The organism is Noviherbaspirillum sp. ST9 (assembly GCF_048799745.1).
Lineage (GTDB): Bacteria > Pseudomonadota > Gammaproteobacteria > Burkholderiales > Burkholderiaceae_D > Noviherbaspirillum.
The window spans coordinates 427,944-445,620 of record NZ_JBLWFR010000002.1 but is presented as its reverse complement, the minus strand read 5'-3'; the positions used below and the strand labels follow the sequence as shown (position 1 = coordinate 445,620).

The following is a 17,677-nucleotide window of genomic DNA, read 5'->3' as shown; positions in this document are numbered from 1 at the left end:
CTTGTCTCCTTTTCATTATGGGTGATTCTGGTCCGCGCCGGCATGGCGGAAATCGTCGAAAGCGACGAATTTCAGCTGCCGGTGCGCCGTCTGAACCGATTGATCAATCCGGCGACGCCGCCGGGCATGACGAACACAAACAGGATCAGCACCAACCCGTACACGGCCCACGGCGCCGCCTTGGATACTTTCTCCGCCGCACTCGGCACGAACATGATGAACACGGCGCCATAGAAGGCGCCCGAGATCGTGCCGACGCCGCCGACCACGATGCCGACCAGCAAGGAAATCGACAGGAACATGGTGAACGAGTCCGGCGCCACGAACTGGACGGCAATGGCCGACAATGCGCCCCCGACTCCGGTGTACATCGCCGACACGCCGAATACGGACGCCTTGTAGTGCCGGTTGTTGACGCCCATGGTCTCGGCGGCAAGCGGGTTATCGCGGATCGCGGTGATCGCGCGCCCCACCCCGCTTTGCAGCAGGTTGCGCGCCAGGATGAACATGACGACTGCCACCGCCAGCGAGAACAGGTAGAGCCACTGGTCCTGCGTGATCTGCAGGCCAAAAGGCGCATCCGGCTTCATCAGGACGATGCCTTGCACGCCGCCGGTCCACGCCTCCAGGTGTTTGTATTTCAACAACTGCGGCGTCGCGACGGCTAGCGCGAATGTGGCCAGCGCCAGATACAGGCCCTCGAGCTTGAGCGCAGGCAGGCCGAACAGATAGCCGGCGACGAGGCAGACCATGGCAGCGACGGGAATCGTTGCCCAGTACGGCATCGACGCCTGGTCCATCAGGATCGCCGTGGCGTAGGCGCCGATGGCATAAAAGGCACCGTGCCCGAGCGAAATCTGGCCGTTGTACCCGGTGAGGATGTTCAGGCCGAGCAGGGCCACGGCATAGGAAAGCACCATGGTGGCCTGGAAGATGACGTAACCCTTTGCGAGGAAAGGGAAAGCCAGCGCGGCCAGCAAGGGCAGCGCGAGCCATAGCGCAGGATGCAACGCCTTGCGCCCGGCGACGGGAACGATGGGCGGTGTGGCGGGGGCAAGCGGGTTGACGGAGCTCATGGTCGTCTGTCCTTCCGATATGGGTTCGCAGGGGCCTACACCTTGGTCACGATCGTCCTGCCCATCAGTCCCGAAGGCCGCACGATCAGCACCAGCACGATCAGCACCAGCGCGACCGACAGTTTCAGTTCCGTCCCGACGACGTAGGTGCCGATCAGGTTTTCGAGAACGCCAACGATGAAACCGCCGAGCACCGCACCGGCCGGGTTGTCGATCCCGCCGATCAGAGCGCCGGCAAAGGCATAGATGAGCACGCCGCCCATCATGTGCGGATCGAGGAACACGACAGGCGCCACCATCATGCCGCCGATCGCGCCCACCGCGCCGGCCAGGCCCCATCCGAGCATCAGCATGCGGCCGACGTTGACGCCCACGAGGCGGGAGGACACCGGGTTCTGCGCTGCCGCGCGCATCGCCAGGCCGAGCGGCGTAAAGCGGAAGAACAGGAACAGCACGACCATTACCGCCAGGGTGACCGCGATGGCGCCCACCTCATGGGGCGACATGAAGGTGCTGCCGTACCAGGCATTCCCCGGGAAGGGACTGGGAAATTGCTTGATGGTGAAACCGAACAGCCAGCCGGCGATGCTGTGGAAGATCACCATCAGGCCGATGAAGACGACGACCACCGACAACACCGGCGCACTGCGCACGGGACGGATGACGGCGGCCTCGACCAGTGCGCCCATTCCGAACGACAGGACGACGGTGGCGCCGAAGGCGAGCCAGTACGGCATGCCGGCCTGGATCAGCATCCAGGCAATGTAGGTGGAAAACATTGCCATTTCGCCCTGGGCGAAATTCACGTGATGGGTCGACTGGTAGATCATCACCAGCGCCAGCGCCACGCTGGCGTAGATGCCGCCGGTGGCGAGGCCGGACAGGAATTGGTGCAGGAAGGCTTCCATGGTCATTCTCCGAGGTACACGCGCCGCACGGCGTCGTTGTCGCGCACATCCTGGGGCGTGCCATTGAGCACGATGCGTCCGGTTTCGAGCAGATAGACCGAATCGGCGATGTCGAGCGCGAGCGAGGCGTTTTGCTCGACGAGCAGGATCGAGACCTTCTCTTCCGTGTTGATGCGCCGCATGATGTCGAAGATGTCGCGCACGATCAGCGGAGCGAGACCGAAGGAAGGTTCATCGAGCAGCAGCAGGCGCGGACGTGACATCAACGCGCGGCCGATGGCCAGCATCTGCTGCTCTCCGCCCGACAGCGTGCCGGCCTGCTGGTGGCGGCGTTCCTTCAGGCGAGGGAAATAGCCGTAGACCCGTTCGAAATCCTCGGACACCCCGGCCTTGTCCTTGCGCAGGTAGGCGCCGAGGCGAAGGTTTTCCTCGGTGCTCAGGCCGAGGAAGGTGCCGCGCCCATCGGGAACGTGCGCCACGCCAAGGCGCACGATATCCTCCGTCGCCCTGCCGTCGGCGCGTTTCCCGTCGAGCTGGATGGATCCGCGCGTGCTCACCATCATCTGGCACAACGCGCGCAACGTCGTCGTCTTGCCGGCCCCATTGGCGCCGAGCAATGCCGTTACCGAGCCCTCGCGCAGCTCCAGGTCGATACCGTGCAGCACGCCGGTCGCCCCGTAAGCGGCATGCAAATCCTTCACTTCAAGCAGGTTGGGCATGTTCCCCTCCGAGGTAGGCCTGGATGACCTCCGGGTGCTGGCGCACTGCGGCCGGCGTCCCTTCGGCGATCTTGCGGCCGAAGTTCAGGACCACGACCTTGTCCGAAATGCCCATCACCAGGCTCATGTGGTGTTCGACGAGCAGCACGGTCACGCCGAAGCGGTCGCGTACGGCGCGGATCAGCTCGCCCAGGCTTTCCAGTTCCTGGTGGTTCAAGCCGCAGGCCGGTTCATCCAGCAGAAGCAGCTTCGGCCGCGCAGCGAGCGCGCGCCCGAGTTCCACTCTCTTCTGCGTGCCGAACGGCAGGTCCGCCACCACCCGGTCCGCCACGCCACGCAGGTCGAGGAAGTCGAGCAGTTCGTCCGCACGCGTAGCGGCGAAGTCCTCAACCTTACGGGTGCCGGGCAGGCTCAGCATCGTTCGCAGGAAGCCGGCGTGGTAGCGGCTATGGCAGCCGACCAGGATGTTCTCCGTCACCGTCATCGTGCGGAACAGCGCGAGGTTCTGGAAGGTGCGGCCGATGCCGAGCGCCGCCATGCGGTGCCGCGGTAGGCGCGACAGCGGCTGCCCCTCGAATGCGATGCTGCCGCCGCCGCATTCGTAGATGCGCGACAGGCAATTGAACAGCGTGCTCTTGCCCGCGCCGTTCGGTCCGATCAGCCCGCAGATCTGGCCGGGCGCGACGCTGAATGACACCCCGTCGAGGGCGAGGATGCCGCCGAAGCGGACCGACACGCCATCGACCTTCAGCAGGGGCTTGTCTCCTTGATCGTTCATGCGCGATCTCTTCTCCTGGCCCGTGAGATGGTGGAACGCTGCCCGAAAAGCGGGCAGCCGGAGGTGTGCTACAGGCGTTCGACGATGGTGACGTTCGCCATGCCGCCGCCCTCGCACATGGTCTGCAAGCCGTAACGCTTGTTGCGGCGCTTCAGCGCGTGCAGCAGCGTGGTCATCAGTTTCGTACCCGAAGCGCCGAGCGGATGTCCGAGCGCGATGGCCCCGCCATGCACGTTGAGGCGAGCGGGGTCGGCGCCCGTTGCCTGCAGCCAGGCGAGCGGCACGGAGGCAAAGGCTTCGTTGACTTCGAACAGGTCGATGTCGTCGATCTTCATGCCGGCCTTCTTCAATGCCTGCAAGGTCGCCGGGATCGGCGCTTCCAGCATGATCACCGGGTCGTGGCCGATCAGGGACAGGCGATGGATGCGCGCGATTGGCGCGACGCCAAGGGTCTTCAGCGCCTTCTCGCTGACGACCATCACGCCGGTTGCGCCGTCGCAGATCTGGCTGGCATTGGCAGCGGTGATGACGCCGCCTTCCTGCAGCAGCTTGACGCCTTGGATGCCTTCCAGCGTCGCATCGGTACGGATGCCTTCATCGGCCACATGCATTTCGCCGGTGACCGTGCCGTCGGCGAGGCGCACTTCGATCGGGAGGATTTCCTCCTTGAACAGGCCCTCGCGCGTCGCGGCCGTAGCCTGCCGGTGGCTGTGCAGCGCGTACTGGTCGAGCGCGTCTTTCGACAGCCCATACTTCTTCGCCATCATTTCGGCGCCCATGAACTGGCTGAAATCCCCGACGGCGGCGTAGCGTTCACGGATCTGCGGGCTCATGTAATAGCCCATGCCGTTCTTCTGCGGCAAGGCGCTTGGCGTGAACATCGGGACCCGCGACATGCTTTCGACGCCAGCCGCAATCACGACATCCATGGTGCCGGCCATCACTGCCTGCGCGGCGAAATGCAGTGCCTGCTGGGATGAGCCGCACTGGCGGTCGACCGACGTGCCGGGCACGGACTCCGGCAGTTTCGATGCCAGGACGGCATTGCGCGCGACATTGGTGGACTGCTCGCCCACCTGGCTGACGCAACCCATGATGACGTCCTCGACCATCGCGGGATCGATGCCGGAGCGGTCGACCAGGGCATTCAGGACTTGCGCGGCCAGGTCGACGGGATGCCAGCCGGCAAGCTTTCCACCGCGGCGGCCCCCGGCAGTACGCACAGCAGCAACGATATATGCTTCAGCCATGTTTCTTCCTTGTTAAAAGAGTATTGAAGACAGTGTGTTCAGGTTGGCATTCTTGGCGCTTTGCCCGTCGTCCGCGTCGTCGAAAAAGACGATTGCGATCGAGGTTTCAGCCAAGCACGCCGTTTTCCTTCAGACCATCGATGGCAAGCCGGTCAAAGCCCCAGTCGCGCAGGATCGCGGCACCGTCAGCGCCGGGTGCCGAGGGCGCTGCGGGCACGGCCGCGGGCGTCCGGCTGAAGCGCGGCGCGGGGGCGGGCTGGGTCACGCCGGCGATTTGCACAAACGTTTCGCGTGCGAGGTTGTGCGCATGCCGGGGCGCTTCATCCCAGTCGAGCACCGGGGCAAAGCACACGTCCGTGCCTTCCATCAGCGCGCACCATTCCTCGCGCGTCTTGGTCCTGAAAACATCCGCGAGCCGGTACTTGAGCATGGGCCAGCCATGCGGATCGCGCTGCGACTGGAAGGCCGGATCGTCGATGCCGCACAGTTCGATCAGTTGCGCATAGAACTGCGGTTCAATGGAACCGATCGATACATACTTGCCGTCGGCGCAGGCATAGGTGTTGTAGAAATGCGCGCCGCCATCGAGAAGGTTTTCGCCGCGCTGGTTGTTCATCGAGCCGTCGGCGCGGAAGCCGTACATCATGGCCGACAGCAAGGCGGCGCCGTCAGTCATTGCCGCGTCGACCACTTGCCCCTTTCCGCTTCGTCCCGCCTCCAGCAGGGCGCACAGCACGCCGAAGGCCAGCAGCATGCCGCCTCCGCCGAAGTCCCCGATGTAGTTAAGCGGCACGACCGGCGGTTCCCCGGGCCGTCCGATGGCATGCAGGGCCCCGGACAAAGCGATGTAGTTGATGTCATGGCCGGCGGCATGGGCGAGCGGCCCCTTCTGCCCCCAACCCGTCATGCGGCCGTAGACGAGCTTCGGGTTGCGAGCGAGGCAGGTGTCCGGCCCCAGGCCCAGTCTTTCCATGACGCCAGGACGGAAGCCCTCGATCACCGCGTCGGCCTTGTCCAGCAGCGACAGCACGGTCTCCGTGCCTCCCGGCTTCTTGAGGTCGATGGCGAGTGATCGCCGGTTGCGCGCTGTCACGTCATAGCGACTGTCCTCCGACGCCACGACCGACGCATTGCCCGGCCGGTCAATGCGGATGACTTCCGCCCCCATATCGGCAAGCATCATTGCGCAAAACGGTGCGGGACCGATTCCCACCATTTCCACGACCTTCAATCCCTCGAGCGGACCTGCCATCGCGTTTCTCCTGATTCACATCACGTTCCAGATGGACGATGCCTCATTATTGGCGCTGGCGCTGTACTGCACATCGTCGAAACCGACGAACTACGCACAGCGTGCCGCGTGCAATCGTTGCCTCAACGATTCCGGCAACAAAATCGGCCGGCCGCTCGCGCGGGCAACAAAGACCAGCACGTTGTTTGCCACCGCGAGGCATTCACCGTCGCAGAAGACACCCACGCGCAGATGGACCGAACTGTTGCCGATGCGGGCAATGCCGGTCGCAAGCTGAATCCGGTTCGCCGGAGCCTGGTGACGCAGGATGTCCACGCTGGTGTGTGCAAGCAGCATTCCGATTTCAGAGCGCAGGTCGAACAAATCGATGTCGCACTCCCGGAGGATTTCAATGATGGCGTGGGACCGCGCCTGCTCGATGTAACGTCCAAGTGCCGACTCGGAAAGCAGGTTGTCGGCATCGCGGTCTCCGTAGCGGGCACTCAGGGTATCGACGCGCGGGAAACTGTCGAGTGATGGCGTCATTGCACATCCTCCGTGAGGCCGAAGCGCTGCAGACGGTCAAGCAGTAGTGCAGGCAATTGCGTCCACGCCCCTTCATGCCAATGTCCGATCCGGCACTCCTGCAGGCCGACGCAGGCGCCGTCCTGGAACAGGCCGATCGCGAGTGTGTACTGATGAGGATCGAGGCTGACCAGGCTGACGCCCGCGGCAACGTCGCCGGGATAGTGGGCAATTTCAAGGAAATCGGTCTGCAGTTTGGCGGGGCGAAGCGCATGCGTCCGGGCCAGCCATTCGTCACGCCCGAACAAGGCAAGGTGCAGGCGGGAGCGCGCTTCTGCATGCAGCGTAAGCACGGCCACATTGTTGACATGGCGTTCGGTGTCCATGTCGGCGTACCGGGTCGGCAAGTCCGTACTGAACGAATAGAACCGCTGCTCGCGCCGCCAGGGTTTGTCCTTCATTCCGTCCTCCGCAGGTCTGATGGAGCGATGGTAGGTCTCCCTTTCCTCCTCTACATCGTCGCTTCAGACGATTGATGACCCTGCTTGACGTACCTATGCTGTTCAGTGAAAGGAGACGATATGAACGTCAGTGAAGCGATCCAGACCCGCCGCGCCATCCGCGGCTTCCTCGATACCCCGGTGCCAGAGGAGACCCTGCGCCGCGTCCTGCAAACGGCAAGCCGCGCCCCGTCAGGCGGAAACCTGCAGCCCTGGCACATCCACGTGGTGCATGGCGAGCCCCTGGCCGCACTCAAGCGTGTGATGCGGCAACGTACCGAGGAGGCGCCGCAGGGAGAGGAAACGGAATACGACATCTATCCGCGCGAACTGGTTACGCCCTACCGCGAGCGTCGCTACCAGGTCGGCGAAGACCTGTACGGCCATCTTGGCATCCCGCGAGAGGACAAGGCGGCGCGGCGCAAATGGTTTGCGCGCAACTTTGCATTCTTCGATGCACCGACGGCACTCTTCTGTTCTGTCGATCGCCGGATGGGTCCGCCGCAATGGTCCGACCTCGGCATGTTCCTGCAGAACGTGATGCTGCTGCTACGGGAAGAAGGCTTGCATAGCTGTCCGCAGGAGTGCTGGGCGATCTACCCGAAGACGATCGGCGAATTCCTGAAGCTTCCGGCGCAGCGGATGCTGTTCACCGGGATGGCCATCGGACACGCGGACTGGACTGTGCCGGCAAATGCCCTCGTCGCGGCGCGTGCGCCGCTCGAGGAATTTGCGGAGTTCATCAGCTGATCAAAGAGAGCCGACGAGCGCGGCTTCCTTTGCGCGCCTTGCCAGGCCGCCGGACTGGCGGCCGACTTCGATCGCGTCCGCGCCGGCAGCGCTGCCTGCCTTTGCACGAGAGGCAATGCCTTCCAGAATGACCGCAAAACGGAACATCGAAAACGCCAGGTGAAAGCCGGTGATCGTATCCACCCGCCCGCTGAATTCCCGGTAATAGCCCAGGTACTCCTGCTGCGAGGGAATGCCGAGCGCATCGAGGTCGGCGTCGCGCATGCCTTTGAACTCGCCCGGACCGGTATGCCACGGGATGCAGTTGTACGCGAGGTCGGCCAGCGGATGGCCGAGCGTCGACAACTCCCAGTCGAGCACCGCGACCACGCGCGGCTCGGTCGGATGGAACATCAGGTTGCCGAAGCGGAAATCGCCGTGGTTGATGGTCGTGTCGTCGTTGGCGGGAATGTGTTCCGGGAGCCATCGGATGAGGAAATCGATGTCGGGGTTGTCAGCCGTCTTCGACATCGCCCATTGCTTGGTCCAGCGCGCGATCTGACGCTCGAAGTAGTTGCCGGGCTTTCCGTAATCCGCAAGCCCTACCGCCTTCCAGTCCACCCGGTGCAGCCTGGCCAGCGTATCTGCCATGGAACGGTACATGGCCCTGCGCTCGTGCACATCTGCGCCCTCAAGCAGATAGGTTTCGAAAATACGGCCCTGCAAGCGGTCCATCAGGTAGAACTGCGTGCCGATCACTGATTCGTCTTCGCAGAACAGCACCGTCCGGGGCACCGGGACGTCGGTGGCTGCGAGTGCGTTGAGGATGCGGTACTCCCGGTCGACGGCATGCGCCGATGGCAGCAGGTTGCCGCCCGCCGGGCGCTTGCGCAGCACCATCTCGCGGTTGCCGAAAGTGACAAAGAACGTCGGGTTGGACTGGCCTCCGCCGATGCGTTCGAGCTGCATTTCGCCCGTCAGGCCGGGCACATTCTCAAGCAGGTAGCGGTGCAGGCGGCCGGCGTCGAATTCAAGGACCGCGCGCGCCGGCGCGTCCAGCGTGGTTGTCGTATCGCTCACATCCATCCTTGTCATGGCCGGCGGAATACCGGTTCGCGTTTTTCGAAGAAGGCCTGCACGCCCTCGCGGAAGGAAGGCAGGTCGAGCAGTTCGCGCTGCCGCCCCTTTTCATAGTCGAGCTGGGTTGCGAGGTCCTGGCTTGCCGCCTTGTCAAGCGCGCGCCGCGCTTCGATCACGGCGTGCGATGGCGCGTTGGCGAGCGATTGTGCGATTCGTCGCGCCTCTTCCATCAATATGGCGTCGTCCACGCAGGCCCAGATCAGTCCCCACTCGGCCGCCTTATCCGCCGGCAACCGGTCACCGAGCAGCATCAGGCCCATCGCACGCGCGCGTCCGACCCGTTGCGGCAGGAACCAGGTGGTCCCCATGTCCGGAACAATCCCGAGACGCGGCAGGAAGGGAGAAAGGAAAAATGCCGAACGGCCGGCAATCACGATATCCGCCGCCAGTGCGATTCCCATCCCCGCACCAGCCGCAGCGCCGTTGACCGCGGCAACCACGGGAATCGGAAGACTCTGCAACGCCAGGATGAGCGGGTTCGACAGTTCATCCATGACCTTGGCGACACTGTCGCCAAGGGACGCACCGCCCGATGCATCCAGCCTGCCGAGATCCGCGCCGGAGCAGAACGCCTTGCCGGCGCCGGTCAGGATCAAGGCCCGTACCTCATCCTGCTGGGCGAGATGGTCGAGGGCGTCGAGCACTTCCGTCTGCAGTTGGGCCGTCAGTCCGTTCCGGCTGACCGGCTGGTTGAACGTAAGCACTGCAATGTCATTGTCTTGTTCCAGGAGGATGGTTTCGTAGGTCATGGCCGCCTCCTAGCGCGGCGCCATGCGGATGGCCCCGTCGAGGCGCACGCTTTCACCGTTGAAGTACTCGGTCATGATCATGAATTCGGCGAGTGCCGCGTATTCGTCCGGTTCGCCGAGCCGCTTCGGGAACGGCACCGAGGCGGCCAGCGAGGCCTTCACGTTTTCCGGCAGCGCCTGCAGCAGTGCGGTGTTGAAGATGCCGGGCATGATGGTGTTGACGCGAATGCCGTCATTCATCAGGTCGCGGGCGACCGGCAGCGTCATGCCGACGATGCCCGCCTTGGAGGCCGAATACGCCGCCTGGCCTATCTGCCCGTCCTCCGCGGCCACAGAGGCGGTATTGACGATCGCCCCGCGCTCGCCGTTCGGCAGTGGATCGAGCGATAGCATGCCGGCCGCAGACCTGGCGATGCAGCGGAAGTTGCCGACGAGGTTGATCTGGATGATGCGGTCGAAGGCGTGGGTCGGGTAATGCTTGATCTCCCCGGTCGTCTTGTCGCGGCTGGCCGTCTTGATCGCATTGCCGGTGCCCGCGCAATTCACGAGCACCCGTTCCTGTCCGATGACGGACCGGGCGCGTGCGAAGGCGGCATCGACCTGTTCCTCCGACGTGATGTCCACCTTGCAGAAGACGCCGCCGAGTTCTTCCGCCAGCGCTTCGCCCTTTTCGCTGTTGAAATCGAAGATGGCGACCTTGACGCCGCGTGCGGCGAGACGGCGTGCGGTCGCCTCCCCGAGTCCGGAAGCGCCGCCGGTAATGACGGCGGAAATGGTGTTGTCGAGTTTCATGGTTTCCCTTCGTAGTCGTAAGTTACTTGTCGTAATAGCGTGTTCCCGTCGCCGCCATGTCGCGCATGCGCGGTGTCGCCTGGTAGGCCTTGCCGAGGTGGCCATACTTGTCGCTGAGGCGGATCACATGATCGAGTCCCAGCCAGTCGGCGTACTTCAATGAACCACCGAGGTACTGCGGGAAACCGATGCCGAGCAGCAACGCCATGTCCAGTTCTGCGGGCGTCCCGACGACACCGTCTTCAAGCGCGTGCGCGGCTTCAATGATGAGCGGAAGCATCATGCGCTCAATGATTTCCTGGTCGGCGAAGTCTTTCTGTCCTTTGGGCTGAATAGTCGCCAGCAAGCTCCGCGTGTCCGGCGCCGCCGAACGCTTCGGTTTGCCGTTCGGATCCGTTTCGTAGCGGTAGAAACCGATGCCGTTCTTCTGGCCATAGCGGCCGCTCTGCGCCATCAGACGCAAGGCATCGTGCCGCAACGGCGGCATGCGTTCGGGATAGCCGGCCGAGATGACGTCGCTGACGTGGCTGCCGGTATCCATGCCGACCACGTCCTCCAGATACGCCGGTCCCATCGGCCAGCCGAAGTCTTCCATTGCGCGGTCGATTTGTTCGAAGTCGGCGCCATCAGCCACCAGTTCCATAAAGGCGCGGATATAGGGAGTCAGGATGCGGTTGACGAGAAAGCCCGGGCAATCCCTGACCACGATCGGCGTCTTGCCCATGGCCAGCGCATAGTTGACCGCGGTCGACACCGCCGCCTCGCTGGTGCGGCTGCCCTGGATCACCTCCACCAGCGCCATTACCGGCACGGGATTGAAGAAATGCATGCCGACGAAGTTCTCCGGACGGCGCAGATGCATGCCGATATCGTCGATGCGCAGGCTCGACGTATTCGACGCGATGACGGTGTCTTTGCGCACGACCTCTTCCAGTTCGGACAAAACCTTGTGCTTCACGCCAAGATTTTCGACGACGGCTTCGACGACGATATCGACGGTCTCGAAGCCCTGGTAATCGAGCTGCGCACGTATGCCGGCCAGTACCTGGTTGGCCTTGTCCTGGGTCAGCTTGCCGGCCTTGACCTGCTTGGCGAGCTGCTTGGCCGCCTCGTTCGTGCCCAGTTCGAGCTGTCCCGGTGCAATGTCCTTCATGATGACCGGCGTGCCGCGCAAGGAACTGGTGTACGCGATACCGCCGCCCATGATGCCCGCCCCAAGCACCGCCGCCTGCGATATCGGCCGGCCGCTTTGCGCATGGCGCTTGAACAGCTTCTTCAGCTGCTGGTCGTTGTGGAAGACCTGGACCAGCGAATCGGCCGCCTGGGTCTTTGCCACCCGCACGAAGCCTTCGCATTCCAGCGCCCGGGCACCGTCGCGGTCCTTGCGTGCCGCCTGTTCCATGATCTCGACGGCAACGAGCGCAGCCGGCTGGTGCTTGGGACTGCCGGCACCTACCCTCGCCTTGGCCGATGCAAAGAATTCCTCGAGCTGCCCGGCATCCATTGGAACCGGAAGGCGCTTGCGGTCACGATATGTGCGCCAGTCAATGCCTCCGCTGATGGCCTTGTGCAGCAGTGCCAAGGCCGTGTCGCGTAGTTGCTCCGGCTCTGCGAGCGCGTCGACCACGCCCGCTTCGAGCGCTTCCCTGGCCTTGCGGGGACGTCCTGTGGTGATCCAGTCGGAGGCGACCGCTGGACTCGCGACGCGCGGCAGCCGCACGGTGCCGCCCGCTCCGGGATAGAGTCCGAGCTTGACTTCGGGCACGCCGACCTGGGCTGCGGTCGACATGACACGGAAGACGGCGGACAGCGCAATCTCCAGACCGCCGCCCAGCGCATAGCCGTTGATCGCCGCGACCGTCGGGAGCTCCAGATCTTCAAATGCGTTCAGCGGTGCACTGCTGGCATGGTTGGATGCCATCATCTCCGCTGGCGGCAGTTTGAACATGGCGTTGAATTCGTTGATGTCGGCGCCAACGATGAACACCTCCTTGGCACTGGTCATCAGCACGCCGCGCAAGCCCGGCCTGGTGGCGAGCAGTGCTACAGCCTCGCCCAATTCGCGCGTCATGCGCTGGTCCATCTTGTTGATCGATGCGGCGGCGCGATCAAAACACAGTTCGGCAATGCCGTTTCCGATATCCGCTACCCGAATCGTTTGGCCCTGGTACACGTTCGTCCCCTTCTTCTTGAGCTTGCAGGCAAGGCGGCCCAGTGAGGCGTCCGCCATCGTTTTCCTGCAGTGTAAGAATGCAAGGCGGCTTGCAACATCGTCGGAACCGACGAATTGCGCAGCCCCCGCTTCGCGTATTGTCTGTTTCACACGGCGGCGTGTTTTCCGAAGGAAAGAAATGCTTGCGCTTCGTCAAACGGGCCGCCGTTGCAATTTTGGCTTCTACGCTAGAATTCATTGATGCGCGCCATACTGCCGGCGCAACTGGGTTTCGTGCTTATGCTGTTCCGAGGCTGTTGCCAATGATCGAGTCCGCAAGTCTTGCCCGTCCTTTCCTGTCGACCAAACTGAATCCGCCGACGACGACTGCGGCACAGGTTCCACGCAATGCCATTCGTGAACTGGTACGCACCTCCACATCCGTCAAACTGATCCTGGTCCGCGCGCCGGCCGGATTCGGAAAAACGACGGCGATGGTGCAGTGCCGGGACCTGCTGGTACAGAACGGGGTCGACACGGCATGGATGACCGTGGACAGCGCCGATAACGATGCCTCGCGCTTCCTTGCCTGCCTGGCTGCGGTGGTCGAAGGCATGACGGCCGAGCGCGGCGGAACGCGGGCAGAAATCGCAGCCGACAGCAGCCGTCCTCCGGGCGACGTTGCGCTCGAAATCATGGCGCGGCTGGCTGCCCATCCCGCCCCCTTTACCCTTTTCCTGGATGACTTCGAGGCGTTGCAGGAACCCGCCGTTCTGCGCCTCGTGCGCGAGCTCCTCGACAACCTGCCGCGCCGCGGCCAGCTGGTGATCGGCTCGCGCGGCCTGCCCGACCTCGGCCTTGGCCGTTTGCGGGCACGGGGGCAATTGCTCGAGATCGACGCCGCGCAGCTGCGCTTTTCGCTCTCGGAAACCACGGAATTCTTCAACCAGCGCCGCCAGGTTGGTTTGCCGGAAGAAGACCTGTCACAACTGCAACGCAAGACCGAGGGATGGGTCGCCGCGCTCTGGCTGGCCTCCGTGGCACTTGAACGCCGCGAGGAACGTTCCGCCTTCATCGCGCGGTTTTCCGGTTCCAACGAGGCGGTCGCCGACTACCTGGCCGAAGACGTCCTGGCGCACCAGCCGCCCCGCGTTCGAGAATTCCTGCTCAAGACCAGTATCCTGCGCCACCTGAATGCTTCGCTCTGCGACGCCCTGCTGCCGGGAACGGACAGCGCCGCCATCCTGCGGCAACTGGAGGAAGCGAACCTGTTCCTGACGCCGATCGAAGGCCAGGAAGGCACCTACCGCTATCACAGCCTGTTTGCCGGCTTCCTGCGTGCCCAGCTGGGCCGTGAGATGCCGGGCGAACTGGTGCGCCTGCATCGTGCCGCCTCACAGTGGTACGAAGTGCAGCGACGTCCGGTGCCGGCCATCGATCATTCCATCGAGGGCGGCAATTTCGAACATGCCGTTGCGCTTCTCGCGCAGCATGCGGAAAACCTGCTGGAGAGCGGCCGCATGCGCCTGTTGTCGCGCTGGTTCGCCGCGTTCCCGGAACAGTACACGCACAATTCCGATCTGCTCCAGGTCATCCACGTGTGGGCGCTGTGCTTTACGCGCGGTGCGCGCGAGGCGATGGCCCTGCTCGAACGCTCCGGCTGCTCCACCTCGTCCGACCCGAAGATCCTTGCGCACGTGCTGGCGCTCAGGCCGATGATGCTTGCCATCATGGATCGCAACGAGGCCGCCTATTCCGAAGGCCGGGCGGCGCTCAATCGCCTGCCCGAATCGGACGCCTTCAGCGGCAGCGTGCTGTCCAACGAGATGGCCTACATCTGCGCCGTGATGGGCGATTACCAGCAGGCGCACCGGCTCCTGGACGCGGCACGCCGCCGCCAGGGCAGCGACACGAGCTTCTTCAACAAGATGTACTCGGAGTCGGTGGAAGGCATCATCGACCTGGAGGAAGGCCTGCTGCGCCAGGCGACCGCGCGCTTTCGCATTGCCGTCAGTGCGACGCACAGCGTGTCCTATCGGCATACCGGGGGCAATGCGTGGGCGGGCGTGCTGTATGCGTCCAGCCTGTACGAGATGAACGACCTCGACCAGGCGGAACACCTGCTGCACGTGTATGTGCCGCTCGCCAAGGACGTTGGCCTGGCCGACCACATGATCATCGGCTACACGATGCTGTCGCGCATCGCCTTCGACCAGGGCGATGTCGACCAGGCCTTCCACTGCCTGACCGAACTGGAATACCTCGGCCATCACCGGCAGCTGCCGCGCGTCGTCAGCAGCGCCAAGCTGGAACGTGCCCGCCTCCTTACGATCCAGGGCAATTTCGCGGCGGCGCGCGAGGAACTGGAGCGCGCCGCCACGCCCGAAGTGTGGAATGAAGTGTCCCGCCTGCGCCTGCCGGCACATGACGTCGAATACCACGCGCTTGGCGAACTGCGCTGGCGGATTTTCTCGGGCGACGCCCGCGACGCCCTGCCGGCGCTCGAGGCGGCCATCGGCGAAGCAAGGGACGCGCGACGCCACCGCCGGGAACTCAAGCTGCGGGTACTGCAAAGCATCGCCCTGCAACAGAATGGCGATCAACGCGCGGCACTGGTGGCGATGAAGTCCGTGCTGAAAGCGGCCAGCGGAGAGGGCTTCGTCCGCCTGCTGGTGGACGAGTCTGTGCGCGCCGGTGTCCTGGTTCGCCAGGCGGAGGAAGCGCTGCGCGCGGAAGATGGCGGCAACGACCCGATCTTCAGCGTTTATCTACAGAAGCTGCTGCAGGCATTCGGCCCAGCCGCGGCCGCGCAACCGGACGCGCAAGCAGCGACCAGTGCCCCTACCCTTGTCGAGCCGCTGACCACCAAGGAAATCCGCATCCTGGGCCTGCTTGCCGAGGGCTATTCGAACAGCGCGCTGGCGGAAAAACTGTTCGTATCCGACAGCACGGTGCGCACTCATCTGCGCAATATCAACGGGAAGCTGAGCGCGCAGAGCCGGACGCAGGCGGTTGCCATTGCGCGCCGGCTCGGGGTGATCCGGTAGGCGACGGCCGCAGCAATGGAACACGATTCCTTTCTTGAAGAGACGCTTGAGCGTTTCCGGGAAAAGCGTTTTCACAAAATCTTCTTCCCTGAGGTGACGATTATTGCCGCGCTTGCCGTTATGGCAATCTTTGCCGGGTTGATCGGATGCACACTTGCGTCGGGAATTCTGGCTGCCTTGGCTGTTGGAGTCTGCGGCTTCATCCCTCCACAGTGGCACGGATGGCGCGAGCGTTTGGATCGCGCTGTTCAGGCGAAATACGAGGAATTCAGCCATTGGGGTTTCCATAGCCGGGACCGGGATTTCCCGTGGGTGGCGCACATTGAGGGCGCGCTCATTCTCTGCGCGGAATGCGCAAAGGATAAGTTTTTCTACAGTGAATGGCTGATCATTCACGATGGCCTTATCATCGTGAATCCAGGAAGTTACGACGTCGACGACAAGACGAAAGAAATTACCTACAACCACGCCGTCCGGCGTACCTATGCCTGGGATGGCTGCACGCCAAAAATATCGTGGCTGTGGTTTGTTCTCATCGGCACACCCGACTGGTGGCAGAAAGAGTTCTCGATCGTCAGGGTGTCAAACCATGGTCATGTAGAGGAAGCGACCGTCTTCTGGCCGATGACCCACTACGCAAGCGTCGTCCACGATGCGCTGTACCAGTACCTTCACCATATTCCGATCAAACCGAGCGAGGTCGATCGTCTCTTCCACACCATGCTACTGGAAGCCGGGATGTGGCCTTGGCTCGCCAAGTTGTACTACTCGCTTGTCAAACGGTGCGGAGGCAAGGACGTGAAGCAGAGTCGCCAGATTCCAGTAGCGATCCCGCCTGCGAACGTCCCCTTGCTGAAGCAACTGGGCGATGCATGCAAAGGCGGCAATACCCGCCTCCCCACGCTCACATCGCCCGAGAAATCACCTCTTTCATGATTTCATTCGTCCCGCCATAAATGCGCTGGATACGTGCATCGACATACATCCTCCCGATCAAGTACTCGTTCATGTATCCGTAACCGCCGAACAGCTGCAGGCATTCATCGACCACCTTGTTCTGCAGGTCGCTCGCCCACATCTTGCACATCGAGGCGCCTACGGTATCCAGCCTGCCTGCCACCAGGTCTTCGATGCAACGGTCTACATAGGCGCGTGCTGCCGTCACGTTCGCTGCAATCTCTGCCAGCTTGAACTTCGTGTTCTGGAATTGCGCGATCGGCTGGCCGAAGGCTTCACGCTCGCGCGTGTACTGCAGCGTCGCTTCGTATGCGCCTTCCATCGCCGCCGCCGCGGTGACACCGATGATGGTCCGTTCGTACGGGAGGTCCCCCATGAGCTGGTAAAAGCCCCTTCCCTCCTCGCCGCCCAGCAGGCAGTCGGCGTCCACCTTCACGTTGTCGAAGAACAGTTCGGAGGTGTCCTGCGCTTTCAGTCCGATCTTGTCCAGCACCTTTCCGACCTGGTAGCCGGGCCTGTTCTCCGTCTCCACGATCAGGATCGACATGCCCTTTGCCTTCTGCGCCGGGTCGGTCTTGGCCACCACCAGCACCAGGCCGGCGAGATAGCCATTGGAGATGAAGGTCTTGGAACCATTGATAAGGTAATGGTCCCCATGACGTTCCGCCCGCGTGCGCACGCCCTGCAGGTCCGAGCCGGCGCCCGGTTCCGTCATGGCGATGGCGCCGACAAGTTCCCCGCGCGCCATGCGTGGCAGGTATTGCCGCTTCTGCTCCTCCGTGCCGTGGTTGAGAAGGTAATGGGCGACGATGCTGTGGACCGAGGCGTTCATCCCGGTCAGGCTGCGCCGCGCCATTTCCTCGTAAAACACTGCTTCATGCCGGAAGTCCCCGCCCCCGCCGCCGTACTCTTCGGGAATGTCCGAACACAAGAGTCCGAGTTCGCCCGCCTTGCGCCACAGCGCATGCCCGACGTGTCCGCGCTTGCGGGCGGCTTCGTCGTCGGGGAGCATTTCGTTCTCGATGAAGCGGATGACGGTCTCGCGAACCATCGCGAGTTCCTCATTCATCCAGGAGCGGTGGAAATGGATTGCCATACGGTCACGTTCTCCAGAATTGTCGGAC

General features: G+C 63.3%; 16 protein-coding genes. 3 read left to right on the top strand and 13 right to left on the bottom strand.

Features of this window, described 5'->3' with window-relative positions; all coding sequences use genetic code 11:
* Nucleotides 1-71 precede the first annotated feature (71 nt).
* The 8 genes from ACNOHI_RS05345 to ACNOHI_RS05310 form a co-directional block, all read right to left on the bottom strand.
* Nucleotides 72-1,076 carry a branched-chain amino acid ABC transporter permease gene (locus ACNOHI_RS05345; RefSeq protein ID WP_420473613.1) on the bottom strand — a complete coding sequence of 335 codons (1,005 nt, stop codon included), beginning with the start codon at nt 1,074-1,076 and terminating at the stop codon, nt 72-74.
* A 35-nt stretch (nt 1,077-1,111) separates the two neighbouring features.
* Nucleotides 1,112-1,984, bottom strand: coding sequence for a branched-chain amino acid ABC transporter permease (locus ACNOHI_RS05340; protein ID WP_420473612.1), 873 nt, complete (start codon nt 1,982-1,984; stop codon nt 1,112-1,114).
* Nucleotides 1,985-1,986: 2 nt separating this feature from the next.
* On the bottom strand, nt 1,987-2,703 hold the full coding sequence (locus tag ACNOHI_RS05335) for an ABC transporter ATP-binding protein (RefSeq protein WP_420473611.1): 717 nt from the start codon (nt 2,701-2,703) through the stop codon (nt 1,987-1,989).
* The gene (locus ACNOHI_RS05330; RefSeq protein WP_420473610.1) at nt 2,687-3,481 is read right to left on the bottom strand and encodes an ABC transporter ATP-binding protein; all 795 of its coding nucleotides are present in this window, start codon (nt 3,479-3,481) and stop codon (nt 2,687-2,689) included. Before ACNOHI_RS05330 ends, ACNOHI_RS05335 begins: the two co-directional genes overlap by 17 nt.
* A 68-nt stretch (nt 3,482-3,549) precedes the next feature.
* Nucleotides 3,550-4,731: an acetyl-CoA C-acetyltransferase gene (locus ACNOHI_RS05325; RefSeq protein ID WP_420473609.1), complete on the bottom strand. Its 1,182-nt coding sequence runs from the start codon at nt 4,729-4,731 to the stop codon at nt 3,550-3,552.
* A gap of 106 nt (nt 4,732-4,837) precedes the next feature.
* Nucleotides 4,838-5,983, bottom strand: a complete 1,146-nt coding sequence (locus ACNOHI_RS05320) for a CaiB/BaiF CoA transferase family protein (protein ID WP_420473608.1) — start codon at nt 5,981-5,983, stop codon at nt 4,838-4,840.
* A gap of 90 nt (nt 5,984-6,073) precedes the next feature.
* Nucleotides 6,074-6,508 carry an acyl-CoA thioesterase gene (locus ACNOHI_RS05315; RefSeq protein ID WP_420473607.1) on the bottom strand — a complete coding sequence of 145 codons (435 nt, stop codon included), beginning with the start codon at nt 6,506-6,508 and terminating at the stop codon, nt 6,074-6,076.
* Nucleotides 6,505-6,948, bottom strand: coding sequence for an acyl-CoA thioesterase (locus tag ACNOHI_RS05310; protein ID WP_420473606.1), 444 nt, complete (start codon nt 6,946-6,948; stop codon nt 6,505-6,507). Before ACNOHI_RS05310 ends, ACNOHI_RS05315 begins: the two co-directional genes overlap by 4 nt.
* 120 nt (nt 6,949-7,068) lie before the next feature.
* On the opposite strand from ACNOHI_RS05310, the gene ACNOHI_RS05305 reads away from it, so the two are divergent.
* The gene (locus tag ACNOHI_RS05305) at nt 7,069-7,737 is read left to right on the top strand and encodes a nitroreductase (protein ID WP_420473605.1); all 669 of its coding nucleotides are present in this window, start codon (nt 7,069-7,071) and stop codon (nt 7,735-7,737) included.
* Here the strand turns inward: ACNOHI_RS05305 and ACNOHI_RS05300 are convergent, their stop codons facing one another.
* Genes ACNOHI_RS05300 through fadB form a run of 4 tightly spaced genes read right to left on the bottom strand, consistent with a single transcriptional unit; the run spans nt 7,738 to nt 12,627 of the window.
* Nucleotides 7,738-8,811 carry a phosphotransferase family protein gene (locus tag ACNOHI_RS05300; RefSeq protein WP_420473604.1) on the bottom strand — a complete coding sequence of 358 codons (1,074 nt, stop codon included), beginning with the start codon at nt 8,809-8,811 and terminating at the stop codon, nt 7,738-7,740.
* Nucleotides 8,808-9,605, bottom strand: coding sequence for an enoyl-CoA hydratase-related protein (locus ACNOHI_RS05295; protein WP_420473603.1), 798 nt, complete (start codon nt 9,603-9,605; stop codon nt 8,808-8,810). Before ACNOHI_RS05295 ends, ACNOHI_RS05300 begins: the two co-directional genes overlap by 4 nt.
* 9 nt (nt 9,606-9,614) lie before the next feature.
* Complete coding sequence (locus tag ACNOHI_RS05290) at nt 9,615-10,397, bottom strand: SDR family NAD(P)-dependent oxidoreductase (protein ID WP_420473602.1); 783 nt, start codon at nt 10,395-10,397, stop codon at nt 9,615-9,617.
* Between the two features lie 22 nt (nt 10,398-10,419).
* The gene (gene fadB / locus ACNOHI_RS05285) at nt 10,420-12,627 is read right to left on the bottom strand and encodes a fatty acid oxidation complex subunit alpha FadB (RefSeq protein WP_420473601.1); all 2,208 of its coding nucleotides are present in this window, start codon (nt 12,625-12,627) and stop codon (nt 10,420-10,422) included.
* 245 nt (nt 12,628-12,872) lie between these two features.
* Between fadB and ACNOHI_RS05280 the strand changes: the two genes are divergently transcribed.
* Together ACNOHI_RS05280 and ACNOHI_RS05275 are read left to right on the top strand one after the other, a co-directional pair.
* On the top strand, nt 12,873-15,596 hold the full coding sequence (locus ACNOHI_RS05280) for a LuxR C-terminal-related transcriptional regulator (protein WP_420473600.1): 2,724 nt from the start codon (nt 12,873-12,875) through the stop codon (nt 15,594-15,596).
* 15 nt (nt 15,597-15,611) lie between these two features.
* Nucleotides 15,612-16,532, top strand: a complete 921-nt coding sequence (locus ACNOHI_RS05275) for a DUF1353 domain-containing protein (RefSeq protein ID WP_420473599.1) — start codon at nt 15,612-15,614, stop codon at nt 16,530-16,532.
* On the opposite strand, the gene ACNOHI_RS05270 is transcribed toward ACNOHI_RS05275, so the two are convergent.
* Nucleotides 16,501-17,649 (bottom strand): acyl-CoA dehydrogenase family protein, encoded by a 1,149-nt coding sequence (locus ACNOHI_RS05270; protein ID WP_420473598.1) that lies wholly within the window; start codon nt 17,647-17,649, stop codon nt 16,501-16,503. The two genes, ACNOHI_RS05275 and ACNOHI_RS05270, sit on opposite strands and share 32 nt — an antisense overlap.
* Nucleotides 17,650-17,677 lie beyond the last annotated feature (28 nt).